At 70.6% G+C, this 24243-nt stretch carries 23 protein-coding genes and 1 rRNA gene; 5 read left to right on the forward strand and 19 right to left on the reverse strand.

The features are described from left to right. The first annotated feature begins 216 nt into the window (after positions 1-216). A complete protein-coding gene (locus ABZW11_RS44180) occupies positions 217-873 on the forward strand; it encodes an MBL fold metallo-hydrolase (protein ID WP_355431848.1) in 657 nt (218 codons plus the stop codon). 10 nt (positions 874-883) lie between these two features. On the opposite strand, the gene ABZW11_RS44185 is transcribed toward ABZW11_RS44180, so the two are convergent. The 13 genes from ABZW11_RS44185 to ABZW11_RS44245 all read right to left on the reverse strand — a co-directional run bounded on the left by ABZW11_RS44185 (position 884) and on the right by ABZW11_RS44245 (position 13669). Further along, positions 884-1159, reverse strand: coding sequence for a hypothetical protein (locus ABZW11_RS44185; RefSeq protein ID WP_355431851.1), 276 nt, complete (start codon positions 1157-1159; stop codon positions 884-886). Between the two features lie 58 nt (positions 1160-1217). Further along, positions 1218-2045 carry a CDP-diacylglycerol--serine O-phosphatidyltransferase gene (gene pssA, locus ABZW11_RS44190; RefSeq protein WP_355431854.1) on the reverse strand — a complete coding sequence of 276 codons (828 nt, stop codon included), beginning with the start codon at positions 2043-2045 and terminating at the stop codon, positions 1218-1220. Beyond that, positions 2032-2643 (reverse strand): phosphatidylserine decarboxylase, encoded by a 612-nt coding sequence (locus ABZW11_RS44195; protein WP_355431908.1) that lies wholly within the window; start codon positions 2641-2643, stop codon positions 2032-2034. Before ABZW11_RS44195 ends, pssA begins: the two co-directional genes overlap by 14 nt. 138 nt (positions 2644-2781) lie before the next feature. Then, complete coding sequence (locus ABZW11_RS44200) at positions 2782-3765, reverse strand: TerC family protein (protein ID WP_355431857.1); 984 nt, start codon at positions 3763-3765, stop codon at positions 2782-2784. 191 nt (positions 3766-3956) lie between these two features. After that, complete coding sequence (locus ABZW11_RS44205) at positions 3957-5021, reverse strand: glycosyltransferase family 4 protein (RefSeq protein ID WP_355431860.1); 1065 nt, start codon at positions 5019-5021, stop codon at positions 3957-3959. Positions 5022-5122: 101 nt separating this feature from the next. Continuing rightward, on the reverse strand, positions 5123-6718 hold the full coding sequence (locus ABZW11_RS44210; protein WP_355431863.1) for a lipid II flippase MurJ: 1596 nt from the start codon (positions 6716-6718) through the stop codon (positions 5123-5125). Positions 6719-6791: 73 nt separating this feature from the next. Next, positions 6792-7652, reverse strand: coding sequence for a hypothetical protein (locus ABZW11_RS44215; protein WP_355431865.1), 861 nt, complete (start codon positions 7650-7652; stop codon positions 6792-6794). A 1-nt stretch (position 7653) separates the two neighbouring features. Next, positions 7654-8631 (reverse strand): copper transporter, encoded by a 978-nt coding sequence (locus tag ABZW11_RS44220; protein WP_355431868.1) that lies wholly within the window; start codon positions 8629-8631, stop codon positions 7654-7656. Further along, positions 8628-9824, reverse strand: a complete 1197-nt coding sequence (steA, locus tag ABZW11_RS44225) for a putative cytokinetic ring protein SteA (RefSeq protein WP_355431911.1) — start codon at positions 9822-9824, stop codon at positions 8628-8630. Before steA ends, ABZW11_RS44220 begins: the two co-directional genes overlap by 4 nt. A gap of 73 nt (positions 9825-9897) precedes the next feature. Then, entirely contained in the window at positions 9898-11607 is a 1710-nt protein-coding gene (recN, locus tag ABZW11_RS44230; RefSeq protein ID WP_355431870.1) for a DNA repair protein RecN, read from the reverse strand. A 102-nt stretch (positions 11608-11709) separates the two neighbouring features. After that, the gene (locus tag ABZW11_RS44235) at positions 11710-12609 is read right to left on the reverse strand and encodes an NAD kinase (protein ID WP_355431873.1); all 900 of its coding nucleotides are present in this window, start codon (positions 12607-12609) and stop codon (positions 11710-11712) included. Then, positions 12606-13418 carry a TlyA family RNA methyltransferase gene (locus tag ABZW11_RS44240; RefSeq protein WP_355431876.1) on the reverse strand — a complete coding sequence of 271 codons (813 nt, stop codon included), beginning with the start codon at positions 13416-13418 and terminating at the stop codon, positions 12606-12608. The genes ABZW11_RS44235 and ABZW11_RS44240 overlap by 4 nt, the downstream gene beginning before the upstream one ends. Then, the gene (locus tag ABZW11_RS44245) at positions 13415-13669 is read right to left on the reverse strand and encodes a hypothetical protein (protein WP_355431879.1); all 255 of its coding nucleotides are present in this window, start codon (positions 13667-13669) and stop codon (positions 13415-13417) included. The genes ABZW11_RS44240 and ABZW11_RS44245 overlap by 4 nt, the downstream gene beginning before the upstream one ends. Positions 13670-13795: 126 nt before the next feature. Between ABZW11_RS44245 and ABZW11_RS44250 the strand changes: the two genes are divergently transcribed. Further along, positions 13796-14143 (forward strand): SCP2 sterol-binding domain-containing protein, encoded by a 348-nt coding sequence (locus ABZW11_RS44250; protein ID WP_355431882.1) that lies wholly within the window; start codon positions 13796-13798, stop codon positions 14141-14143. 205 nt (positions 14144-14348) lie between these two features. Here ABZW11_RS44250 and ABZW11_RS44255 read toward each other — a convergent pair whose 3' ends face one another. Together ABZW11_RS44255 and ABZW11_RS44260 are read right to left on the reverse strand one after the other, a co-directional pair. Beyond that, complete coding sequence (locus tag ABZW11_RS44255) at positions 14349-15320, reverse strand: HAD-IIA family hydrolase (RefSeq protein WP_355431885.1); 972 nt, start codon at positions 15318-15320, stop codon at positions 14349-14351. 72 nt (positions 15321-15392) lie between these two features. Then, on the reverse strand, positions 15393-15815 hold the full coding sequence (locus ABZW11_RS44260; protein WP_355431888.1) for a tetratricopeptide repeat protein: 423 nt from the start codon (positions 15813-15815) through the stop codon (positions 15393-15395). Positions 15816-15935: 120 nt separating this feature from the next. On the opposite strand from ABZW11_RS44260, the gene ABZW11_RS44265 reads away from it, so the two are divergent. After that, positions 15936-17255 carry a DUF1015 domain-containing protein gene (locus ABZW11_RS44265; protein WP_355431891.1) on the forward strand — a complete coding sequence of 440 codons (1320 nt, stop codon included), beginning with the start codon at positions 15936-15938 and terminating at the stop codon, positions 17253-17255. A 158-nt stretch (positions 17256-17413) separates the two neighbouring features. Here the strand turns inward: ABZW11_RS44265 and ABZW11_RS44270 are convergent, their stop codons facing one another. Both ABZW11_RS44270 and ABZW11_RS44275 read right to left on the reverse strand, forming a co-directional pair. Continuing rightward, complete coding sequence (locus ABZW11_RS44270) at positions 17414-17722, reverse strand: hypothetical protein (RefSeq protein WP_355431894.1); 309 nt, start codon at positions 17720-17722, stop codon at positions 17414-17416. A gap of 799 nt (positions 17723-18521) precedes the next feature. After that, entirely contained in the window at positions 18522-18935 is a 414-nt protein-coding gene (locus ABZW11_RS44275) for a single-stranded DNA-binding protein (protein ID WP_355431896.1), read from the reverse strand. A 110-nt stretch (positions 18936-19045) separates the two neighbouring features. Between ABZW11_RS44275 and ABZW11_RS44280 the strand changes: the two genes are divergently transcribed. Continuing rightward, positions 19046-19972 (forward strand): MBL fold metallo-hydrolase, encoded by a 927-nt coding sequence (locus ABZW11_RS44280; protein WP_355431899.1) that lies wholly within the window; start codon positions 19046-19048, stop codon positions 19970-19972. A 211-nt stretch (positions 19973-20183) separates the two neighbouring features. Here the strand turns inward: ABZW11_RS44280 and ABZW11_RS44285 are convergent, their stop codons facing one another. Continuing rightward, entirely contained in the window at positions 20184-21320 is a 1137-nt protein-coding gene (locus ABZW11_RS44285) for a hypothetical protein (protein ID WP_355431902.1), read from the reverse strand. 1463 nt (positions 21321-22783) lie between these two features. Between ABZW11_RS44285 and ABZW11_RS44290 the strand changes: the two genes are divergently transcribed. Continuing rightward, complete coding sequence (locus ABZW11_RS44290) at positions 22784-23545, forward strand: class I SAM-dependent methyltransferase (protein WP_355431905.1); 762 nt, start codon at positions 22784-22786, stop codon at positions 23543-23545. Positions 23546-24092: 547 nt separating this feature from the next. Here ABZW11_RS44290 and rrf read toward each other — a convergent pair. Next, positions 24093-24209 (reverse strand): 5S ribosomal RNA (gene rrf / locus ABZW11_RS44295). Positions 24210-24243: the final 34 nt, after the last annotated feature.

The raw sequence follows: 24243 nt of genomic DNA on the forward strand, positions 1-24243 counted from the left end.
CCTGATCCGGCCAGCTGGTTACCGACCCCGACCAGCCACAGCACGCCGGGGTCCGCTGCCGCCTGCCCACTAATTCTCCGATTTTCGGACTAGGCTGGTGCCAGTGGGGCGGTCGTCCACTCCCGGACGCGGAGGTGCGGGTCTTCCCGATCCGCCGCCGTGGCTGGCGATGCCGGCCCCCGCTGATCTGCCCACGACACCCCCAGAGGACTACCCATGACCTATACCGGTGACGTCCAGGTCGGCGGCCCCGCCGACGTGCGCGAGCTGCCCGCGCTGACGATCTCCAAGCTCGCCGTAGGCCCGTTCGACAACAACGCCTATCTGCTGCGCTGCGTCGCGACCGGCGAGTCCGTGCTCATCGACGCCGCCGCCGAGTCCGACCGGCTGCTGGCCCTCATGGGCGACCGGCCCGTCGGCGCGGTCATCACCACCCACCAGCACGGCGACCACTGGCAGGCGCTTGAGCAGGTGACGAAGGTGACCGGCGCCCAGGTGATCGCCCATCCGCTCGACGCGCCCGCGCTCCCCGTCCCGGCCGAGCGCACGGTCGAGCACGGCGACACGATCACGTTCGGCGAGGTCACGCTGGAGGTCATCCACCTGCGCGGCCACACGCCCGGCTCGATCGCCCTGCTGTACGACGCCGGCCCCGAGGGCCACCACCTGTTCACCGGCGACTCGCTGTTCCCCGGCGGCGTGGGCAACACCCAGAAGGACCCCGAGCGGTTCGATCAGCTCTTCACCGACGTCGTCGAGCGCATCTTCGACCGCCTGCCCGACGAGACCTGGGTCTACCCGGGCCACGGCAAGGACACGACGCTCGGCGCCGAGCGCCCGGCCCTCCCGGAGTGGAAGGCCAGGGGCTGGTAACAGGGGACGGTCAGCGGCGGGTGGCGAGCACGTGGGCGATGCGCTCGGCCGCCAGGGCGGGATCGTCGGCCGGCCCGACGAGCTCGCCCCACGACCACCGGTAGAACCAGCCCTCCGACAGGGCGGCGCAGTCCACGGTCTCGGCCATCAGGGCCGCGTCGGGGTGGCTGACGCGCAACGCGGGCGGGTCCGACCGCAGCAGGGCGGTCAGCCCGCGTTGTTCCAGCTCCGTCGCCAGCTTGCCGAGGTAGTACGTACGCGTGTGCTCGCGCGGCGTGGCCGACATGGCTCCATCAAAGCCGAAATAAGACGAAAAATCCCGTCAGTTGCTCATCGAAGGCCGGTCAGCGGCCCAGACGAGCGGCTTCCTTACGCTGCTCGCGCTTGTAGAACAGCACACGCAGCGGGATGGCCGCGACGAGCGCGATCTGCATGGTGGCCCCGATCTTGATCGGCATGTCGCCGCCCTCGGGCCAGGCCACCCAGACCGTCAGGAACGCCACGTTCACCATGATCCAGCCCAGAACGACGGCGGCGAGCTGCCCCTTCGGCTTGGGGTACTCGATGCGGCTGACCATCAGCCACGCCACCCCGAGCACGGCCAGCAGCGACCAGATGCTCGGCTGGAACAGCAGCACGATGGAGATCACGGTCATGGCGCCCATCGGGATGGGCAGCCCCATGAAGTCGCCGCTCTTGGTCTTGACGCAGGCGAACCTGGCCAGGCGTACGACGCCGGCGACCAGCACGGCCGCCGCGGCGGCGAGCACGGCGGTGAAGGGCACGCTCTCCGGCACGCCGATGCCCCAGATGACGACCATGAACGCAGGCGCGAAGCCGAAGCTGATGACGTCGGCGAGGTTGTCGAGCTCGGCCCCCATCGCGGAGGCACGGAAGCGGCGCGCCACGAGCCCGTCGAACAGGTCGCAGGTGGCGCCGATGAGCAGCAGCACGATGGCGGTGGCGAAGTAGCTCGGCGCGGGCGTGAACCGGCCGCCGTCGACCTGCAGTTGCTGGATGGCGGAGTAGGCCAGCACGCACACCGCGAGGAACCCGCAGACGGCGTTGCCCAGCGACAGGGAGTCGGCGGCGGACAGGCGGAACGCCTTGCCGACGGGACCGCGAGGTTCTTCCTCTTCCGTTCGCCAGCTACTGGCGTCAGCCGTGGTCAATTCTGGTCACCCCCGCAACCGTCTTGTCGCCCACGGACACCGCGGGAGAAATCCCTTCGGGAAGGTAGATGTCGACCCGGGATCCCAACCTGATCAGCCCGATCCGCTCACCCTGCTCGACCTTCGCGCCGTCACTCAGGTACGGCACGATCCTGCGCGCCACGGCGCCCGCGATCTGCACCATCTCGATGTCGCCCAGCGTGGTCTCGAAATGCCACACCACACGCTCGTTCTGGTCGCTGTCCTTGTTGAACGCCGGCAGGAACCCACCTGCCACATGCTGCACGGAGGTGACATTTCCCGCAAGAGGGGCACGGTTGACGTGCACGTTCAGCGGGTTCATGAAAATCGCGACCCTGGTGCGGCCGTCGGGCCACGGGTCGATGCTCTGCACGACGCCGTCGGCGGGTGACAGGATGCGGCCCTCGCCGATTGTGCGGTCCGGGTCTCGGAAGAACCAGAGCATGCCCCCGGTGAGCGCGCTCAGCGGCACCGCCGCAAGCGCCCATCGCCGGTCTCGGCGCGTCAGCAGAGCGGTGGCGGCCGCCGCGGCGGCCGTCGGGAGGAGCCACGGGGAGACCCCGCGCGCGAGCCTCATGCGGCTCGGCTTGGCAGAATCGTCGGACACGTACAACCTTTGGTGGTGACTGGACTGGGCGCTTTGCCGTGATGTTACAGAACCAGCAACTATGACACGGCATAACTACACAAGCAAAGCGCCTCGAAGCCCATTTCGCTAGACCTGCTCCGGATGCGTCTCCTCGCCCTTGCGCGCGTCGATGCGAGCTTTGATCAGGCTGGCCACAGTGGTGATGACCATGGTGGTGCCGATGACCGAGAGCGACACCCAGATGGGAATTTCGGGCGCCCAGGAGACATGGCTGGAGTGCAACGCCTCCAATACGAGCTTAACCCCGATGAACCCCAGGATGAACGCCAAACCGTAGCTGATGTAGACGAGGCGCTGCAGCAGGCCGCCCAGCAGGAAGTAGAGCTGACGCAGGCCCATCAGGGCAAACGCGTTGGCGGTGAAGACGATGAAGGGGTCTTTGGTGAGCCCGAAGATGGCCGGAATCGAGTCGAGCGCGAACAGCAGGTCGGTGGTGCCGATCGCGACCATCACGATGAGCATGGGGGTGACCATGCGCCTGCCGTCGATCTTGACGGTGACCTTGGAGCCGACGTAGCCCTCGGTGGTGGGGAACGCCCTGCGCACCCACCGCAGCAGGACGTTCTCGTTGAACTCCTCTTCCTCGCCCTTGAGGTGCTGGCGGACGATGTTGACCGCCGTGTAGATGAGGAAGGCGCCGAACACGTAGAACAGCCAGCTGAACCGCTCGAGCGCCGCCGCGCCGAGCGCGATGAAGATGCCGCGCATCACCAGCGCCAGCAGGATGCCGACCAGCAACACCTTGTGCTGGTACGCCTTCGGCACCGCGAACCGGCTCATGATGATGAAGAAGATGAACAGGTTGTCGACGCTCAAGCTGTATTCGGTGATGTAACCGGCGAAGAACTCACCGGCTCTGTCGGGGCCGGAGGTGAACCACAGAAGCACGCCGAACAACACGGCGAGGAAGACGTAGAAAGAGACCCAGTAGCCCGCCTGGCGCATGGAGAACTCACGTGCTTCTCCACGGTCGACGATCCACAGGTCGATGGCGATGACCAACAGCAGACCGCCGATCACGGCGATCCAGGCCCACAAAGGTTCAGTCACTCAGACCCTCCGGCATGCACGCTTCATTGCCGGAGGTCTCTCCCGCCCGCGCTCAGCTGCGGACCGGCAGCCCCGGGGGCCCCGTGGAGCGGGGCTGCACCGTGATGACGAGGCTGTCGCGAAGGGATACTCCCCTCCCTAACCCACGCAGTATACGAGAACCCCTCGACCGCACCTAATCATCCTCCCCCTCAGCACCCAGCCCCGTAGACCGCGAGCACGCTCTCCACCGCGTCGTCGCCATCGGGCATCTCGTCGCCGCGTCGCCGCGCCGCCACGGCCAGCGCCCGCGCGTCCTCGGGTGCGGCGAGCAGCCGCCGCACGGCCGCGCGGAAGCCGGCCACGTCGCCGTACGGCACCAGGACCCCCGCGTCCCCCAGGATCTCCGGGATGCCGCCGACCTTGGAGGCGACGGCCGGGGTGCCGGTCATGAGCGCCTCTCTGAGGGTGAGCGGCTGTCCCTCCCACCGGCTCGGCATCACCAGAGCCGTGGCGGCACGCATCAGGTCGGCCACGTCGTCCCGGTTGCCCAGCAGCCGTACGGGCAGGTTTTCCGCGTCGATCCGCCGCTGCAACTCCCCGCGCAACGGCCCCTCACCCGCCACCGCGAAGAGCGGGGCACCCTCCCACGGCCCGGCCGCCACATCGAGCAGCGTCTCCAGCCCCTTCTGCTGAGCCAGCCGGGCGACGGTGAGCAGGATCGGACGCTCGCCGGCACCGATCTCGTCCCTGATCTCCTGAGGTGTCCGCCTGGCCGGAGCCGGCACCGGCGCGGCCACCAGCGCAGGCCGCACCTCCCGGGCGCCCAGCGCGGTCATCCGCTCACCGAGATCGGGCGAGACCACCAGCACGTGCCCGCTCCGCCGCGCCACGATCCGCTCCAGCACCCCATAGACCAGCCCCACGAACCCACCGGCGGTCAGCGCGTTGTGCAACGTCACAACGGGCCTGCGGGCAGGGCTTCCCAGGGCCGCCAGAGCCCCGGCCCGCAGACCATGGGCGTGCACGACATCGGCGCCCTTGGTCAGCCGCCGGACGGCGAGCACCGCACGCAGATCGTTCAGGGGATGGGGCCGATCGGAGACGGCCACCTCGACGAACCGCGCCCCCGCCGCCCCGAACGAGAACCGCTCCTCAACACTGCGCGGCCCGACCACCAGCACCTGGTGCCCCCGCCGCACGAGCCCCTCCACCAGCATCAGAACGTGCCGCCCGGTACCACCCGACGTGGTCCCCAGCACAAAAGCCACCCGCACGCCGGTCTCCCTCACTCCGCCCGACCTCACTCCGCCCGACCTCACTCCGCCCGACCTCACTCCGCCCGACCTCACTCCGCCCGACCTCACTCCGCCCGACCTCACCCGGCTCCACCGCGGCGCAGCAGACCGGCCACCGAGGCGGCGTCAGGCCGGTCCACGAGGGCCACGACCGCGACCCCGACCGCCAGCGCCACCACCGCACCCAGCACGGCGGCCCCCACGTTCGCCCAGAGGGACACGGCCCCCAGCAGACCGACGACCCCGGCCCCCGCGAGGAACCCGGCCCCCCCTCCGGCCACCGCGGCACCCAGCGCGCGGGGCAGGCCGGCCGCCGCAGCGCCGCCCCGCGTCCGTACGACGGACACCAGCAGCCAGCCGCCACCCACGCTCATGCCGATGCTCATGCCGAGCGCCATCGCCCCGATGCCCCACTCGGGAGGCACCACGAGCACGAGCACGGTCTGGGCCACCATGACGACGAGCCACCCGGCGACGGTGCCGGTGGCGACCGCGCGGCCCTGGCCGGCCGCGTAGAGGACGCGGCTGAGGTGGGCGATGAGCCCGTAGCCGACGAGACCGGGCGCGAACAGCGCGATGGCCGCCGCCAGCTCACCCGCGGGCACGTCGCTCTTGTCGGCGAGGAACACCACGGCACCGGGCCCCGACGCCGCCGCGAGCACGCCGGCCGCCAGCCCTGACACCAGCACGACGGCCCTGGTGGTGCGCGCCGCGAGCGCCGCGAAGGCCGCGGGCTCGCCGCCCTGCGCCGACAGGCGGGGGAAAGCGCTGGTGGCGATGGGCACGGCCAGCACGGCGTACGGCACCAGGTAGATCGCCCACGCGTAGTTGTACGCCACGATGGCCCCGCCGCCGACGACCTTGTTCGCCAGCAGCAGCACCACGATCATGGCGGCCTGCTGGGCCAGCAGCGCCGCGATACCGGCAAGGGCCAGCGTGCGCACCCGCCCGGCTACCCCGTCGGGGAACCGTAACGTCGGCCGCCACCGCAGCCCCAGCCGACCGACGGGCCCGATCACGGTCAGCACCAGCGACAGCACGCCGAGACTCGTGCCCACCGACAGCGCCAGCTCGGCCGCCATGGGCAGCCCGTCGGGGTCACGGTGCCCGCCGCTGAACGGCACGAACAGCAGGTACGCGACGATGACCACGATGCTCGACACCAGAGGCGCGACGGCGGGCCCCGCGAAACGGTCGTTGGCCTGGAGCACGCCGTAGAGCACCACGGCCACGCCGTAGAGCGGGATCTGGGGGGCGAAGACGACCAGCATGCGGGTGGCGATCTCCCCCATCGCGGACAGACCGGCGCACCGCTCGATGTCACCGCCGAGGAACAGTCCGACGACGGGCCCGGCGAGCACCGCCGTGAGCACCCCGATGGGGACGAGCACCACGACCACCCAGGTCAGCAACGCCGACCCGATGAGGCCGGCCCGCTCGCGCGACACCCCGGCCAGCACAGGCACCACCATGCCCGCCAGAGCCCCGCCGACGACCACCTCGAAGACGATGTTGGGGATCTGGTTGGCCGTCATGTAGGCGGTGGCCAGGCAGTTGGTGCCGACGGTCTGGGCGAAGGCGTATTGCTTGGCGAACCCGGCGACCCGCGCCAGCACGGTGATCGCCCCGATGAGCATCGCGCCACCCGCGACGCCCCTCGCCGTCACCACACCCACCCGGCCTCCCCCGAACGCGCAGCCGACCAACCGTACGCAGACATCCTGGCAGGCCGTACCGACAACGGCGGCGTCAGATGGGGTCGACGGGGCGGCGGCCCAGCATGTCGATGCGGTTGAGCACCGGGTTGCCGGCGATGACCTTGGTGAAGCTGACCTTCTCCGCGGCGGCCGTCAGCGCCACGACGGTGCCGAGCAGCGCGTACCGGCCGGGCCTGCCGAGCTTGGTGACGGCGGCGAGGCCGAGCAGCGCGCCCAGGGCGTTGGCGCCCGCGTCGCCGAGCATGGCGCGCTCGCCGAGGTCGTCGGGCAGCAGCGCGGCGGCGGCCCCCAGCGGCACGGCGGCCAGCGCACCCGCGGCGGGCTGGTCGCGGAAGAGCGCGGCGGCCAGCAGCGGCCCGCCGGTCAGCAGGCCGACCTTGATGGCGCGGCCGGGACGCAGGTCGAAGAGGTTGGCGAGGTTGGCGGAGCCGGCGATGGCGGCGCCGTTGACCAGGGTGTCGGCGGGGCCCTGGGAGACCAGGGCGGCGGCGCCGAGCCCGGTGGCGCCGATGCCGAGGATCTTGACGGCGCCGCTGGTGACCTCGCCGCGGGCCAGCGCGCTCAGGTGGCCCTTGAAGCCCTTGGACGACGTGGTGCCGTAGAGGTCGTCGTACGCGCCGAGCGCGCCGCTGCCGGCGCCCGCGAGCAGGGCGGCGGCGCGCACGCGCGGGGTGAGGCCGGGCGTGAGCGCGGCGGCGGCGCCGGCGCCGGCCACGAACGCGGGGCCTTCGAGCAGCGTGATGGGCTCGCCGCGGTGGTTCTTCCTGGTCCAGCGGCCGCTCAGGTCGGCGGGCTTGTTACGGGTGAAGGCGGAGTAGGCGACGCGGGCGGCCACGGCGCCGATGGTGGCGCCGGCCAGCGCGTAGAGCAGGCCACGGGCCCGGCTGGGCATGTCAGCTCCCTGACTCGGTGGTGGGGGACGGGGTGGGGGCCGCCTCGGCGGGGATGGGGCCGGATGCGCCCTTGCCGTTGCCGTATTGGCCGGCCCGCCCGGACAGCTGCTCCTGCAGAGAGTAGACGATCGCGACCGGCCCGAGCGGCATGTCGGCCGTATCGACGCCGGTGACCCGCTTGGAGACCTCGCCCTCGTCGCGCAGGGCGGTGATGACGTCTCCTGGGGTGACCGTGGGGGCCTCGATGCCGGCCAGCACCGTGCCCTTGCTCGCGGCGTCGAAGCCGTCGGCCACGGAGACGAGCGCACCCGCCTGCGTCTCGGCGCTCTCCCCTTCGTACGGCCGCTCGGGCGCGAACATGACGGCGAGCGTGGCCCGCTTGGCCGGGTCGCCGTCGACGGTGAGCAGCCCGCCCGCCTCGAACGCGCCGACGACGTCGGCGGTGGCGGGGTTGGGCGTGCCGGCCTGGGCGGCGTCGTTGGTGACCAGGGAGGCGCCGAGCAGGGCGGCGGCCCTGCCCCAGCTCGTGGCGGTCGCGGGGAAGACCATGTTGACCGGCTTGAGCTGGTTGACCAGGCCGTCGAGCACGCCGGTGCCCTTGGGGTCGAGGAACTTCTCGGTGAACGTCACGCGCCCGGTGATCTCCGCGCCCGCCTGGTCGAGCACCTGCTGGGCGGCCTCGCGCCAGGCGGTGCTGGAGCCCGGCGTCTCGATCAGCACCACCCGCTGGCCGGCCAGGTCGCCGGCGACCAGCTCGGGCGTCACGGCGCTGATGAAGGCGTCGTTGCCGGCCTCGCGGCCCTGCAGCGTGTCGATCTGGGCGCGCAGCTCCTCCTTCGTCTTGGTGAGCTGCGCGGTGAGCTCCTGGGCGGACTTCACCGCCGGTTCCTGCAGCAGCGTGGTGCCGAGCACGATGCCGACCGCGAGCGCCAGGAAGATGGCGACGATGGAGACGAGATGGTAGCGAAAATCGATCACGAGAAGAGTCCGACCAGCCAGAAGATGAACGCGTTCCAGACGTCCTGAAGACCGTTCAGCCAGGTCTGGCCGAGCGGCGACAGGAAGAGCGCGAGCCCCATGGTGATCAGCGCGGTGATCACCAGCAGGAGCAGTTGCGAGGTGGTGATGCGACTGCGGTAGAGCCTGCTGACGCCTTTGGCGTCGATGAGCTTGCTGCCGATGATGAGACGGGTGAGGAAGGTGCTGGCCATGCCGGAGCGGCCCTTGTCGAGGAACTCCTCCAGCGTGCCGTGGGTGCCGACGGCGACGATCAGCTCGGCGCCCTTGTCGTCGGCCAGCAGCATGGCGATGTCTTCGCTGGTGCCGGTGGCGGGGAAGATCACCGCCTCCCTGCCGAGCTGGTGCACGCGCTCCAGCCCGGGTGCCCTGCCGTCGCGGTAGGCGTGCACGACCAGCTCGGCGCCGCAGGTCAGGGCCTTGGTGGAGACGGAGTCGAAGTCGCCCACGATGACGTCGGGGAGGTAGCCGGCCTCCAGCAGCGCGTCGGCGCCGCCGTCGACGCCGACGAGGACGGGACGGTATTCGCGGATGTAGGGGCGGAGGGTCGCGATGTCCTCTTTGTAGTGGTAGCCGCGCACCACGATGAGGACGTGCCGGCCCTCCATGGACGTGCGGATCTCGGGCACGCCGACCCCGTCGATGAGGAGCTTGCCCTCACCCCGCACGTATTCCATGGTGTTGACGGCGAAGGCCTCGATCTGCACCGACAGCCCGGCGCGGGCCTCGGCCATGGCGGCCTCGACCGTCTCGGGGGTCTGCTCCTCGCCCTTGCCGACGACGTCGTCGTCGAGGTAGACGACGCCGTCGCAGACGCGTACGACGTCGCCGTCCTTGACCCGCTCGAACAGCTCCTGGTTGGCGTTGTCGATGAACGGGACGCCGGCTTCGAGCAGGATCTGCGGCCCCAGGTTGGGGTAGCGGCCGCTGATGCCGCTCGCGACGTTGACCACGGCGGAAGCACCGCACGCGACAAGCGCCTCCGCGCTGACCCGGTCAACGTCGACGTGGTCGATAATCGCAATTTCCCCGGGCTGGAGGCGTTTTGTCAGCCTCTTGGTGCGCCGGTCGATCCTCGCCACTGCCGTTATACCGGGAAGGTCACCGACCTTCCTGCCACGGAGGCCCGGCATCTTGCTTCCCGGAACCTTCATCAAGACCATCCTGCCAGAGTGAAACAGCGCGGGGGCCACGCATGACGCGGCGTGTCCGCTATGTCACCCAGCATCACCTGTCCGCCGCGGCCAGGCCGAGCAACTCCTCAGCGTGGGCTCTGCCCAGCTCGGAGTCCTCCATGCCGGCCAGCATGCGCGACAGTTCGCGTACACGTCCTTCGTGATCGAGCGTCACCACGCCGCTGCGCACGATGCTGCCGTCACTCGCCTTCTCCACCACGAGGTGCTGGTCGGCGAAGGCGGCCACCTGCGGCAGGTGGGTGACCACGATCACCTGCGCGGTGCGGGCGAGCCTGGCCAGCCGACGGCCGATCTCGACCGCGGCCTTCCCGCCGACCCCCGCGTCGACCTCGTCGAACACGAACGTCGGCACCGGGTCGGCGCCCGCGAACACCACTTCGATGGCCAGCATCACGCGGCTCAGCTCACCGCCGGACGCGCCCTTGGTGAGCGGCAGCGGCGGCGCGGCGGGATGGGCGGCCATCCGCAGCTCCACCTCGTCGCGGCCCTCGGGCCCGAACTCCGCGCTCTGGGTGAGCTCGACCACGACCCTGGCGTGCGGCATGGCGAGCGCGGTCAGCTCTTCCGTGACCGCCTTGCCGAACCGCTCCGCCGCGGACTCGCGCACCTTGGTCAGCCGGTCGGCCAGCTCGGTGAGCCGGACGGTCAGCTCGTCGTGTTCGCGGGTCAGCTCGTCGATGCGCTCGTCGTCGCCCTCCAGCTCGCCCAGGCGGGCGGCGGCCTGCTGGGCCCATGCCAGGACGCCCGAGCTGTCGGCGGCGTATTTCCTGATCAAACTGGACAGGACGGAACGCCGCTCCTGCACCGCCGCCAGCCGCGCCGGGTCGGCCTCGACGGACTCCGCGTAGGCCGCCAGGTCGGTGGCCACGTCGGAGATCAGGTAGCCGGCCTCGGCCAGCCGGTCTGCCATGCCCGCGAGCTGGCTGTCGAAGTCGCGTACGGCCTCCACGGCCGCCCGCGCCTCCCCCAGCAGCGAGATCACGTCGCGAGCCCCGCCCGCGGCCTCCATCGGGTCGCCGAGCAGCGCGGTGTGGGCGGTCGTCGCGGCGCTGCGCAGCGCGTCGGCGTGGGAGAGCCGCTCCTCCTCGCCGCGCAGCTCGTCGTCCTCACCCGCCTTGGGATCGACCTTCTCGATCTCCTCAAGGCCGAAGCGCAGCAGGTCGGCCTCCTGCGCCCGCTCGCGCGCCCTGGTCGTCAGCTCCTCCAGCTGCGCGGCGACCTGCTTGTGCCGTTTGTACGCCTGCGCGTACGCCCGCAGCGGCTTGACCAGCTCGTCACCGGCGTAGCGGTCGAGCGCGGCGCGCTGCCTGGCCGGCTGCAGCAGCCGCTGCTGGTCCATCTGCCCGTGCACCGCCACCAGGTCGTCGGCGAGGTACGTCAGCGTGCCCACCGGCACCGTGCGCCCGCCCAGCCAGGCCCTGGACCTGCCCTCGGCCGAGACGGTGCGCGAGATGATGAGCTCGCCGTCCTCGATCTCGCCCCCGATGTCCTCGACCTGCTGCGCGACCCGGCCGCCTGGCTCGATGACCAGCGTGCCCTCCACGCTCGCGCGATCGGCGCCCGGCCGCACCCGCGCGGGATCGGCCCGGCCGCCGAACAGCAGCCCGAGCCCGGTCACGACCATCGTCTTGCCCGCGCCGGTCTCGCCGGTGACCACGTTGAAGCCAGGCGAAAGCTCGAGCACGGCCTCGTCGATGACGCCGAGCCCCTGGATGCGGACCTCCTCGACCCTGGGTCGCACTGCCCACTCCCGTTCACTGCCGTGTCTCTGCCGTGTCTGACGCCGCTGTCCGCGGTCGATCGTGCTGACCACGTGATCCTACGCGCTCCGTACTCCATTCACTCAGGGTCGCGCCCTTCCGCGCCACCCCTGGACGGGCAGTTCGAACTTGGCGACCAGCCGGTCGGTGAAGGGGGCGCCGGTGCTCTCGACGCCGTGCAGGCGGGCCAGGCGTACGGGCTCGGCGCCCCTGCGCACCTCGACGCGGGTGCCCGACGGCACCTCGAACTTGCGGCGCCCGTCACACCACATCACGCCCCCTGGGGTGTCGGGCAGAATCTCCACGGCCAGCGTCGAGCGCGGCGAGACGACCAGCGGCTTGGCGAACAGCGCGTGGGCGCTGATGGGCACCATGAGCAGCGCCTCGACCTCCGGCCAGACGACCGGCCCGCCGGCGGAGAAGGCGTAGGCGGTGGAGCCGGTCGGAGTGGCGCAGATCACGCCGTCGCAGCCCCAGCGCGACAGCGGGCGGCCGTCGATCTCGGCGACCACCTCCAGCATGCGTTCCTGCTTCTCGACGGTGATCTCGTTGAGCGCCCAGGTGTCGGCGAGCACGCGGCCGTTCTGCCTGGCGAGAACGTCGATCGTCATGCGCTCCTCGACGTCGTAACGGCCCGCCACGACGCTGTCGACGGCGACGGCCAGGTCGGCGACCTCCGCCTCGGCGAGGAACCCGACGTGCCCCAGGTTGACGCCGAGCAGCGGCGTGCCCGCGGGCTTGGCCAGCTCGGCGGCGCGCAGCAGCGAACCGTCGCCGCCCAGCACGATCATCACCTCGGCGTCCTTGGCCGCGCCGGGGTCGCCCGGCACCGCCTCGATGCCGCCGCAGCCCAGCTCGGCGGCCTCGGTGTCGAGCACCCTGACCGTGATGCCGGCGTCGACCAGCCGGTTGATGACCAGCCGGGCGCTCTCGACGGCCGCGTCGCGCCCCGTGTGCACGGCGACCAGCACGGTGCGATTCATTGCGGCCCTTCCGCGACGGCACGCTGGATCTCGGCCTCGAGGTCGGCGACCCCCGGCTCGCCCTGCCCCTTGCCCAGCCAGAGCAGGTATTCCACATTCCCCGACGGGCCCGGCAGCGGGCTCGCCGTCACACCGCGCACGCTCAGCCCCAGCTCCAGCGCCTTGGCCGCGTCTTCGCGCACCGCGCCGGCGCGCAGCTCGGGATCGCGGACGACGCCGCCCGCCCCCACGCGCTCCTTGCCCACCTCGAACTGCGGCTTCACCAGCATGACGAAATCGGCCTCAGGGGCGGCGACCGCGGCGAGCGCGGGCAGCACCAGCCGCAGCGAGATGAACGACAGGTCGCCGACCACCAGCGTGGGCGGCTCGCCGACCATCTCGGGAGTGAGGTCGCGGACGTTCACCCGCTCCATGACCGTCACCCGGTCGTCGGAGCGCAGCGACCAGGCGAGCTGGCCGTAGCCGACGTCGACCGCCAGCACGTGGGCCGCGCCGTGGCGCAGCAGCACGTCGGTGAAACCACCGGTGGAGGCGCCCGCGTCGAGGCAGCGGCGCCCCTCGACCTTCAAGGCGGTGAACGCGCTGAGCGCGCCGAGCAGCTTGTGCGCTCCGCGCGAAACGTAGTCAGGGCCCTCGTCCGAGGCGGCCACGACGATGGCGGCGGCCGTGTCGACCTGGGTGGCGGGCTTGCGCGCCCGCTGACCGCCGACGCTGACCCGGCCCGCCTCGATCAGCTGGACGGCCTGCTCACGCGATCTGGCCATGCCGCGGCGGACCAGCTCGCTGTCGAGGCGGATCCTGCGGCTCACGGGCGGCCCACGGCGGGCGGTCCAGGGACGTGGGGTCCAGGAACGGGCGGTCCAGGGACGCGCGGCCCGGCCGGCTCGTCCACGTGCTCTTCCACGTGCTCTTCCACGGCGGCCAGCGTGCTCTCCAGCCCAGAGAACGCCTCGTCGAAGACCGCGACGTGCTCGGCCACGGGCAGCTCGCCCAGCCGGGCGAGGCCCGCCACGATGGCGTCGACCCGCGCGTCGCCGCTCTCCTCCGGCAGCTCACTCATGACTCGACCGTAACGCCTCCCGCGAGCGGCCGGGACCTTGGCAGGCGTGTCACTCGTTGAAGCTCGTACGGGGGTGCTACTGATGTGGAACGCTACCGTCCGCAAAGGGATGAAAGGATACGCACCATGGCAAGCGTCGAGGAGTGCCGGGCGGCACTGGCCAAGCTCGTCACCCAGTTCGACGAGATCGATGAGGCGGATCGCGCCAAGCACGTGGTCGAGCGTACGGTCAGCTGCCGGGTGTCCGACCTCGACGTGACGTTCTACGGCCGGCTGCATCACGGGGGGCTCGACCCGTTCGCGGAGTCGCCGCCGGCCGACGGCAAGCCCGCCGACGTCAAGCTCACCATCGTCAGCGACGACCTGGTGGCGCTGGTCGACGGGGAGCTCGACCTGGCGCGGGCGCTGCTCGGGGGCCGGGTGAAGGTCGACGCCAGCTTCGGCGACCTGCTACGCCTGCGCCGCCTCCTCTGACCCCGCTCAAGGACACCCTCCACCGGCCCGTCCGGCAATCGGGCGTGCACCGAACCCCGCGCCCTCCACCGGCCGACCCAGTTGATCGGGCGTGTGCCCAACCCCGCATCTCCCTCGGCCCGCCCTGCAATCGGGCGTGCACCGGATCCGGCGTCCTCCTCGGGCCGCCCGGTCCCCTTCCTCCTGCCCGGCCCTTTTCCTCCTGTTACGTGAGCCGGTCGAGGGCGGGCTTCACGGCGTCCTCCTCCAGACGGCCCTCGTCGGCGGCAGCCCAGGCGGCGTCGCAGGCTGCGCGCAGCCCGTCGATCCTGCTGCCGTCCCCTTCCAGGCGCAGCGCCCCGTCCTCCCACCGCGCCCGCCAGCCGCCGCAGGCGCCGTCGCGTACCTCGGGATAGGGCTCCAGCAGCGCCCGCAGGTCCTCGCCCATGTACGTGGGCCGGTGGCGGGGCTCGGCCGTCAACACGTCGGCCGGCGTCGCGACCCCGGTCAGCACGAGCAGGCTCTCGACCCCCGCGTTGGTGGCCCCCTCGATGTCGGTGTCGAGCCGGTCGCCCACGACCAGGGGGCGCCGCGCGTTCGTCCTGATCATCGACTCGCGGTGCAGCGGCGGGTCCGGCTTGCCGGCGTAGATGGGCTCGACTCCGGTGGCCGTGGCGATCACGCGTACCAGGGCGCCGTTGCCCGGCAGCTCGCCGCGCGGGCTCGGCAGCGTGCTGTCGCTGTTGGAGGCCACGAACAGCGCCCCTTGCCGCACCGCCAGCGCCCCTTCTGCGATCAGCGCGTACGACAACTCGTACGTGAACCCCTGCACCACCGCCACCGGCGACTCCGCGGCAGTCGAGACCGGCCTGAGCCCGCGGTCGCGTACGGCCAGCCGCAGCCCGGAACCACCGACGACGAGCACGTTCGCGCCGGGCGCAACCCGCTCGGCGACCAGCCGGGCGGCGGCCTGCGCCGAGGTCACGACGTCGGCCGCGGTGGCGGGCGCTCCGAGCGCGCGCAGGTGGGCGGCGATCGCGGAGGGGGTACGTGAGGCGTTGTTGGTGACGTACGCGAGCCGGGCCCCGCGCTCCCGCGCCTCCTGCAGCGCCTCGCCGGCACCGGGGATCGCCTGCCTGCCCAGATAGACCACGCCGTCGAGGTCGAGCAGCAGGGTGTCAAAGCCGTCGATCAGCACAGCGCCTCTTCCCGTTCGCCTGTCACGCCGCGTGCGACTCTAGCGCCGCCCTCACACCGGCCCCGCGGAAGGTCACATCTCCCTGCGGGCCTTCAAGGTCGCACGCACGCTCCGCAACGCCTTCACGTAATTCCCGTCGTCGGGCCGCATGGCCACCGCGATGGCCAGCGGTTCCTGGGCGCCTTCCACGTCCCCCGTCCGCCACAACGCCAATCCCAGGCCGAAGTAGGCATAGTCCTCGGTCGGGTTGGCGTCCACGATCTGCCGGAACCGCGCCGCGGCCTCGGCGTACTGCCGCGAGTTGAACTGGGCCCGCGCCAGCGCCTCCAGGATGCTGCGCGACTCGGGCTCCGCCTCGGCGGCACGTTCCAGCAACGCCGCCGCGGCCGCGGGGCTGCCCTCCTTCAGCAGCTTGACCCCACGCTGGTACCAGTCGTAAACACCACCCCCGGGAGCACCCGGTTTCTCGTCATGTCCGTTTCCCTCGTGAGCCATGGGTGAGAACTCCTTCATCGCTGTACGGCGACCCCGCTCCGCTCCGCCGCGGTACGGGCACGACTGCCATCGATGGGCCGGTTTTCGGAAGGCTCAGGCATTTATGGCAGCATGCCCGGTATGGGGACTCCTGAACTGCCGGTACCAGGTGGACTGGTGCTACGGCCCTTCCGCGGCGTACGTTTCGCTGTCGAAGATCCCGCCAAGGTGACCTCCCCGCCGTACGACCTGATCTCCGACGCCGACGTCGAGGTCCTCCTTGACTCTCACCCGAACAACGTCGTCCGTCTCATCCTTCCCTGTCCGCCTTCAGGCGACTCCTCAGGCACCATGAACGCAGCGGCGTCCCAGCCGTCACCCGGCCGGTACGCCGACGCCAGGGAGACCCTGCGCGCCTGGCTCGAGTCAGGTGTCCTGGTCGCCGACGAGCAGCCAGCCCTCTACGTCTACGAGCAGAGCGGCCCCGGCGTCCTGCAGCGCGGCCTCATCGGCGACGTCGCACTCGCCGACCCCGCCCAGCGCGTCATCCTGCCGCACGAGGACGTCATGCCCGGCCCCATCGCCGACCGCCTGGCCCTCATGAGCACGACGCAGGCGAACCTGGAGCCGATCTTCCTCCTGTACGACGGCTCCGGCGGCACCGCCACCGGCCTGGTGGACGAGGTCGCCACGACCCGCCGCCCCTTGGTCACCGCGCACACCGAGGACGGACTCACCCACCGCTTGTGGGCCATCACCGACGAGTCCGAAATAGCCGCCGTCAACGCCGACCTCCACCCCCGGCAGGCCCTCATCGCCGACGGCCACCACCGGTACGCGACGTACCGCGTACTCCAGCGGCAGGAACGCGCCACCCGCGACGCGCCCGCCTCCGGCCCCTGGGACTTCGGCCTCGCCCTGCTGGTGGACTCCGGCGCGTACCCGCCCGACCTCAAGGCCATCCACCGTGTCATCCCCGGCCTCCCCCTCGCCGAGGCCACGGCCAAGGCCAAGGGCGCCTGGCGGGTCCAGGACTACGAGACCCTGTCCGACGGCCTCGCCGCACTCCAGGATGCCGCCGAGCCCGCCTTCCTGCTGGCCGACGCGCACAGCGCCCACCTGCTCACCAGCCCCGATCCCGTACAGCTGGCCCGCGCCATGCCCGCCGACCACTCCGACCGCTGGAACACCCTCAACACCTCCATCCTCACGGAGTTCATCCTCCCGGTGGTGTGGGGCATGCAGGACAGCGACCAGGACGTACGCATCGTCCACCACGACGCCCAGGCCGCCACCGACCTCGCCACCCGAACCGGTGGCACCGCGGTTCTGCTGAACCCCCTGGCAGTAGAGGACGTATTGGCCGTCGCCGCAGCAGGCGAACGCGTCCCCCGCAAATCCACCTCCTTCGGCCCCAAACCCCGCACCGGCCTGCTCCTGCGCACCTTCGCCATCGACTGACAACAACCTCGGGCCACCCGCCACGCCGGAGCAGAGATATGCGGTCGCCGCCTCGCCTGGTATGGCTACTGGGGGTTGTCGGTCCGCGCAATGGAACGGAAAGGGGCCCGCAGAGAACTGCGAAGCCCCCTACCCCACCTACTCCGGCCTTTCTCCCCCTAAGCCATGCTCCTCTTGAGCAACTCATCGAGTTTGCAGTCGAGCACACACATACCGATACGGAGATCGTCGAGCTGCTGCTGGAGCTGGGCCTGGCTGGACGCGTGATAATCCCTCATCTGCCAGCGGAGCCCTGTGATCTCCACGTTGAGGGCCTCCAGCTCGTCGGCCACTTCCTGAGGGAACTGGACAACGACAGGAGCGCCGGCATCACCCGATGTCGCGGCCTCGTCCGCACCAGCGGACGCCCCGGCCTCCAGCACCTCAAGGCGCTGCTTGAGAATGGTGATCTCTGCCTCTACGTCCATCCGACCTACCCTGTTGCGATAGTGCCGTGGCCAGGCAGTACTGCCGGGCCTGCTAACTGCGGCCTATGGTGACAGCAGACGGACGCAAACGTGGGATCGATCTACAGCTCCGGTGTGATTCCTTCTCCCCACCGAGCCGCCTGACCAGGAGAATTGGCGGGATGAGTCCCACCCTGCCCTCACTTGCCGGTAGAGAAAAACACCCCCGGCCACCCCCGCAGCCTTCCACCTTGCCCCAGCAACCGACACACAAATCCAACAACCCTCAATCCCACTCCCGCAGGACGTCTCTGACGCCACCCGACCAAGCCACGAAAACGAACACCAGCCACCACCACACCACCCGCAACAGGACCCATCCAGGGGCCGCGCCCCGAAAGCCCACACTCCACGTCCCCCTTCAAGCGATCACTCCCGGCCTCCGTCGTGAATAAGCCGTCGCGGTACGTGCCAACCCGCAGCCGTAGAGCCCCAGGAACCCTCAACCGGCAAGCCCTTGGGCCAGATAGCCAGAAAGGCCAAGAGGCGCTCCTGAACGCGCCTAGAGGCGTCCACAAGGGACTCCGATCAGAGTGCCCTGTCAAGCGAACGGCCCCCCACGAGCCCTCACCACCGCCGGGCGGCCCCGCCCTCACCACCGTCCATCGCCCGGCCTCCGCCGCCGAGCAGCCCCGCCACCCCGCAGTGCAGCCGTGCCGCCGAAGCGCCGGGCCGCGAACCACGAACCGCGAACCGCGGATGGCGGGCTGCGGGCGGTGTGCCCTATGGGGCTGTTCGGCTGCGCCCGTCGGGCGGACGGTCAGCCCGTGGGGGCCAAGTACCGCACCTGCCGGGGGATCAGGGACGTCACCTGGCTTCCGTCGGTGTCGCCCTCGGGTCCGGAAGTCGGGGCGGGCAGGTCGGCCTCGTACGGTCTGGCGTCGCTCACCTCCACCTCGTACCGCCAGATCTTGGCCGCCGACGGCCCGAAGACGCGGCAGCGGAACGCCCCCGTCACCTCGACGTAGTCGCGGGGCCTGAGGGCGCGGACCACCGCGGCCGTCTCCGGGTCGAACGTGACGCACGGGATGCTGTCGGTCAGGGCCGCGCCCCGCCGGTTTCGGCGGCGGCGGACGATGATGCGCCACTTCGTCGCCGTGTCGCCGCTCGGCAAGGGGTGCTCCTCGACCGGCGCTGACAGCCTTCCCACCAGCAAGACTTCGTTTCGGTCCACGGTCGTCCTCCTATCGGTGCTCTGGTGGAGATCACTCTCTACGATGTGGAGGAGGCCGGATCGGCTGGAATGCCGTTCTGGGGACAGCGGCTGGACGATCGGGAGTGCCTGTGGACAACATCACCGCGCTGGGCGGCGACGTCTATGAGATCGACACCAAGATGGCCGGATACTCCGGCATCACGGCCGGCTATCTCATCATGAGCGACCGGCCGTGCCTGGTGGAGACGGGTACGTCGACCTCGGCACCCGTGGTGCGCGACGCGATCGCCTCGCTCGGCGTCGGCCCCGAGGACCTCGCCACGGTCGTCGTGACCCACATCCACCTCGACCACGCCGGCGGGGTGGGCGACATCGCCAGGTTCTTCCCGTCCGCGCAGGTCGTCGTCCATGAGAAGGGCGCCCGTCACCTCGCCGAGCCCTCACGTCTGATGGCCAGCGCCCGCATGGTCTGGGGCGACAAGCTCGACACGCTCTTCGGCGAGCTGTCCCCCACCGAGGCCGAACGCATCGTCGCCCTCGGCGACACCGGCGCCATCGACCTGGGCAACGGACGTACGCTGAGCAGCCATTACTCCCCCGGCCACGCCAAACACCACGTGGGCCTGGTCGACTCGGCCACCGGCGACCTGTACGTCGGCGACGCGGCCGGCGTCTACCTGCCGGAAACGGGCGATCTGCGCCCCGCCACCCCGCCCCCGGACTTCGACCTGCAGACGGCACTCGACTCGATCGCGCTGTTCGAGGCCCTTGAGCCGCAACGGCTGCTGTTCAGCCACTACGGGCCGGTCGACGCCGTCAAGGAGACACTTGAACGGTCTGCCGAAGAGCTCCGGGTGTGGGTGGACCTGACACGGCAGGCCCATTCCGAGGGCATGGACCTCGACCATGCCGTCGCCATGGTCAGGGACCGGACGAAGGAGCGCTACACCGCGCTGACCTCTGGTGAGGAACGGGCCGAGCAGTTCGAGCTGCTGAGCGGGGCGCCGTCCAACGTGGCGGGAATCCTGCACTGGCTCAACCGCGTCTCGCCCTGACGCTCCCTCGCTCCTCCGCCACACGCACGCAGACCAGTGACGGCTTCTGGGAGGGCCAACAGTGCGTCCGAACCAGCCCACCAACCAGAGCCGGTACGTGCCGCGAATGAAAGGCAGCAGGTGGAGCGGCCGAGAAGCGCCGAAACAGATGTGCGGCGGGCACACGCGATAACGCGCGTGCCCGCCGCACCTATGTCAGCGGTAGTGCCGGTCAGTCGTCCGACTTGCCCGGCTTCTCCTTGCTCGGCTCCTCATCGAAGTGAGGCTCGATGAACGCCGGCGTGATGCCGGGCACCTCACCGGCCTGAGCCTCAACCGCAGGCTCAGGCTCACCGCCGGCCTCGGAGCCCGAGGCGGCTGAGGCGGCTGAGTCCTCGCCGTTTCCGGCGACCTCGCCGGCCGCGGAGCCGTCCTCGTCTCCGGCTTCCTCGTTCACGGAGTCCTCGTTCACGGAGTCCTCTTCGACCTCAGCCGATCCGACCGCTTCAGGAGCCTCGAACACGGTCTCCTCCGGTACGTCCTCCGCGCCCTCCTCGGCCACGGCCTCCGCACCCAGCAGGTCACCGGCCTCGGCGAGCGCGGCGTCGGCGTCCGTGTCCTCGTCCGCCTCGGCGGCGGTCCCGGTCTCGACGGCGCCGGCGTCGTCGAAGTCGTCCTCGTAGTCGTAGTCCTCTTCGACGTCCTCGATGACGGACCCGGTCAGCTCCGCGTACCGCTCGGCCGCGTCCGTCTCGCCGTCCTCGTCGAACGCCATCGCCCGCCCGAACCAGTCGGTCGCCGCCTCCTGGTGCCCGGCTTCGGCCAGGGCGTCCGCGTACGCGAACGCCAGCCGCGCCGACCACGGCCGCGGCTGCGGGTCACGCAGCTCGGGCAGCCGCTGCAGCGTGATGACGGCGGCGTCGTGCTGGCCGAGGTCACGGCGGGCACCGGACTCGACGATGGTCAGCTCGATGCGTCCGGCCCGGTCGAGGCGCTCGGCTTCGGGCGAGCGTACGAGGTCGATGGCCCGCTCGGGACGGCCGAGACCGCGCTCGCAGTCGGCCATGACCGGCAGGTACGCCTCCGATCCCGTCATCCTCCTGGCCGCCCGCAGGTCGCTCAGCGCCTCGGAGTAGTGCCCGGCACGGTAGGCGACGATGCCCGCCGCCTCGCGTACGACGCCGATGCGCGCCGCGAACCTGCGCGCCACCTTGGTGTGCTCATGCGCCCTGTCGGGGTCGTCCTCCTCAAGGGCCCGCTCGGCCGCGACGAGGTGCCGTCCGACCAGGTCGGCGAGGTCACCGGGGAGCGAACCCAGCTCCTCCAGCACCTCCTTGTCGAGCTCGTCGACGGTGATGTCGGGCGCCACCTCGGGCAGCCTCTCCCGCTGCGGCGCCTCAGGGGCGGCGTCGCGGTCGCTCCTGCCGTAGCGGGCGCGGGTGCCTGCGGGGCCGTCCTCACGACGGTTGTCACGCGAGAACGGACGGGAGTCGCCACGTCCTCGGTCGCGCTGCGGGCCTTCACGGCGGTCGCCGTAACCCCCTTCGCGCCGGCCGCCGTAGCCGCCCTCGCGACGCGGCCCGCGATCGTCACGGTCCCGGAAGGGACGATCGTCCCCTTCACGCCGAGGACCGCGGTCGTCCCGGAACCCGCCTTCACGACGCGGCCTCCGATCGTCACGGAACCCGCCCTCACGACGCGGACCCCGATCGTCACGGAACCCGCCCTCGCGACGCGGACCCCGATCGTCACGGAACCCGCCCTCACGACGCGGACCCCGGTCATCCCGGGACCCGTACTCACGACGCGGCCCACGATCGTCACGGAACTCACTCCGCGGACCCCGATCATCGCGGAACCCACCGTCGCGGCGAGGACCCCGGTCATCGCGGTAGCCGCCTTCACGGCGCGGCCCACGATCGTCCCGGAAGCCACCCTCACGACGCGGCGAGTAGCCACCCTCACGCCGGTCCCCGTAACCGCCCTCGCGGCGCGGCCCACGGTCGTCGCGGTCCCGATAGGAACGACGATCGTCACCTTCACGCCGAGGACCCCGATCATCCCGACGCGGACCCCGATCATCCCGGAACCCGCCCTCACGACGAGGACCCCGATCGTCCCGGGACCCGTACTCACGACGCGGCCCACGATCATCACGGAATTCACGCCGCGGACCCCGATCATCGCGGAACCCACCGTCGCGACGCGGACCCCGGTCATCCCGGGACCCGTACTCACGACGCGGCCCACGATCATCCCGATCCCGATAGGAACGACGATCGTCACCTTCGCGCCGAGGGCCACGGTCATCGCGGAACCCACCCTCGCGGCGAGGACCCCGATCGTCCCGGGACCCGTACTCACGACGCGGCCCACGGTCATCGCGATCCCGATAGGAACGACGGTCGTCGCCGCCGCGGTCGTCTCGGGAGTCGTCGCGCCTCGGCCCACGGTCACCGCGGTTGCCGTAGCGCGACCTGTCGTCGGAACGGAACGGACGGTCACCGCCGGAGTCACGCCCGCGGGATCCGTACCCGCCGCTTCTGCCCCCTCCGCCGGAGCGCCTGTCCCCGTAGTCGCCGCGCCCGCGCTGTCCGCCGTCCGATCCGTTATCTCTGTTCACTTCTGGTCCATTTCGTTGGCTCACCCAGCGGACTCTCAACGACGGTCCACCGTGGCTGGTCGCCGCCCGCCTGCGGGCCTTACGCGACGAAGGCCACCCCTGGGGTGGCCCGGTGTCCTCCCAGCCTAGCAAGCCCCGGAACGTCCACGAGCCTGCCACAATCCGATAATGAGTGGCCCCAGAACACACCGTCAGCGAAACTGCTCGCCATGTCACTGCGCTTCCACGAGATCGCCGAATCCCGCCACCGAATTCTGAACCCCCTGACGGACGACAAACTCCGCCTGCTCGGCGAGGTCTGCGGTTTCACCCCAGGCACCCGCATCCTCGACCTGGCCTGCGGAAAGGGCGAGCTCCTTTCCCGCTGGGCAGCCGAATACGCGATCGAGGGCGTGGGCGTCGACATCAGCAAGGTGTTTCTCGACGCCGCCAGAAACCGCGCGAAAGAACTGTCCGTCGCCGACCGCGTCGAGTTCGTGGAAGCCGATGCGAGTACGTACATGGACGTTCCTGAGTCGTACGACGTCGTGTCCTGCATCGGCGCCACCTGGATCGGCGGCGGCCTTCAAGGCACCCTGTCCCTGATGCGCCGCTCGTTGCGCCCTGGCGGCATCGTGCTGGTGGGCGACTGCTACTGGACCTCTCCTCCGCCGCCCGAGGCTCTCGTCGCGCTCCAGATCGGCGCGGACGAGTTCACCTCATTGATCGGTACGGCCGACCGCGCCGAACAGGCCGGCTTCGAACTCCTGGAAATGGTCCTGGCCGACCCTGACAGCTGGGACCGCTACATGGCGCCGCAGTGGTGGGCGCTCAGCGACTGGCTCCGTGACCACCCCGACGACCCGGACGTCCCGGCGATGCGCGACTTCCTGACCCGCTCCCGCCGCTCCCACCTGGAGTACGGCCGCGACTACCTCGGCTGGGGCGTCTTCGTCTTCCGCACCCTCCCCACGCACGAAAACCCCGCCTGAACGAAAAAGGGCACCGGCCGAATACCGACCGGGGCCTAGCTCAACAACAACAACCACAACGTCCGGCAAGACGAACAGGCCCGACGTTGCGGACCTGTTCGGTGCTCGGGGTCGAGCCTCGGAGTCCGGACCGGGGATCGGGCATGGGGATCAGGAACCCTCAGAACCGGACACCCGCCCCCGAACCCAAACCCAGCACCCCGGCAAGAAGCGCGCAGGCCGTCGAACTCCGAGAAGCAGCTTCAGCCCCAAGAGCCGGCAGCACGCCACCAGAACCGCCAGCCGCACCGGCCAGAAGAATCGGGACCCGCCGGAGAAGCCCCGGCTCTGGATCTAAGGCCCAGCCGAACCCCGCTAAACCAGCACAACCCAAGACTGAGTACCACCCGAAGAACACCCAGGCGAGAGGACCGCGTCCCCCGATGACGCCCGGGGACACGCGGAAAAGACCCCTGCCATAAAGACCCTGGCATGCGGAAAAAAGGGTCTGGACATGCGGAAAGGGCCCCAACACCCCGTGAGGCGTTGAGACCCTTCCCTAACGATTGTCCGGCGGTGACCTACTCTCCCACACCCTCCCGAGTGCAGTACCATCGGCGCAGAGAAGCTTAACTTCCGGGTTCGGAATGTAACCGGGTGTTTCCTTCCCGCCATAACCGCCGCAACCCTACGAAACAGCAACCGTTTGCTGTCTCAGA

This window comes from Nonomuraea sp. NPDC004580, assembly GCF_040609855.1.
Lineage (GTDB): Bacteria > Actinomycetota > Actinomycetes > Streptosporangiales > Streptosporangiaceae > Nonomuraea > Nonomuraea salmonea.

Coding starts and splice junctions, on each gene's coding strand:
- ABZW11_RS44180 (WP_355431848.1), top strand. CDS start 217: ATGACCTATACCGGTGACGTCCAGGTCGGCGGCCCCGCCGACGTGCGC.
- ABZW11_RS44185 (WP_355431851.1), bottom strand. CDS start 1,159: ATGTCGGCCACGCCGCGCGAGCACACGCGTACGTACTACCTCGGCAAG.
- ABZW11_RS44195 (WP_355431908.1), bottom strand. CDS start 2,643: ATGAGGCTCGCGCGCGGGGTCTCCCCGTGGCTCCTCCCGACGGCCGCC.
- ABZW11_RS44215 (WP_355431865.1), bottom strand. CDS start 7,652: ATGCCCAGCCGGGCCCGTGGCCTGCTCTACGCGCTGGCCGGCGCCACC.
- steA (WP_355431911.1), bottom strand. CDS start 9,824: ATGAAGGTTCCGGGAAGCAAGATGCCGGGCCTCCGTGGCAGGAAGGTC.
- ABZW11_RS44235 (WP_355431873.1), bottom strand. CDS start 12,609: ATGAATCGCACCGTGCTGGTCGCCGTGCACACGGGGCGCGACGCGGCC.
- ABZW11_RS44245 (WP_355431879.1), bottom strand. CDS start 13,669: ATGAGTGAGCTGCCGGAGGAGAGCGGCGACGCGCGGGTCGACGCCATC.
- ABZW11_RS44250 (WP_355431882.1), top strand. CDS start 13,796: ATGGCAAGCGTCGAGGAGTGCCGGGCGGCACTGGCCAAGCTCGTCACC.
- ABZW11_RS44260 (WP_355431888.1), bottom strand. CDS start 15,815: ATGGCTCACGAGGGAAACGGACATGACGAGAAACCGGGTGCTCCCGGG.
- ABZW11_RS44265 (WP_355431891.1), top strand. CDS start 15,936: ATGGGGACTCCTGAACTGCCGGTACCAGGTGGACTGGTGCTACGGCCC.
- ABZW11_RS44270 (WP_355431894.1), bottom strand. CDS start 17,722: ATGGACGTAGAGGCAGAGATCACCATTCTCAAGCAGCGCCTTGAGGTG.
- ABZW11_RS44290 (WP_355431905.1), top strand. CDS start 22,784: ATGTCACTGCGCTTCCACGAGATCGCCGAATCCCGCCACCGAATTCTG.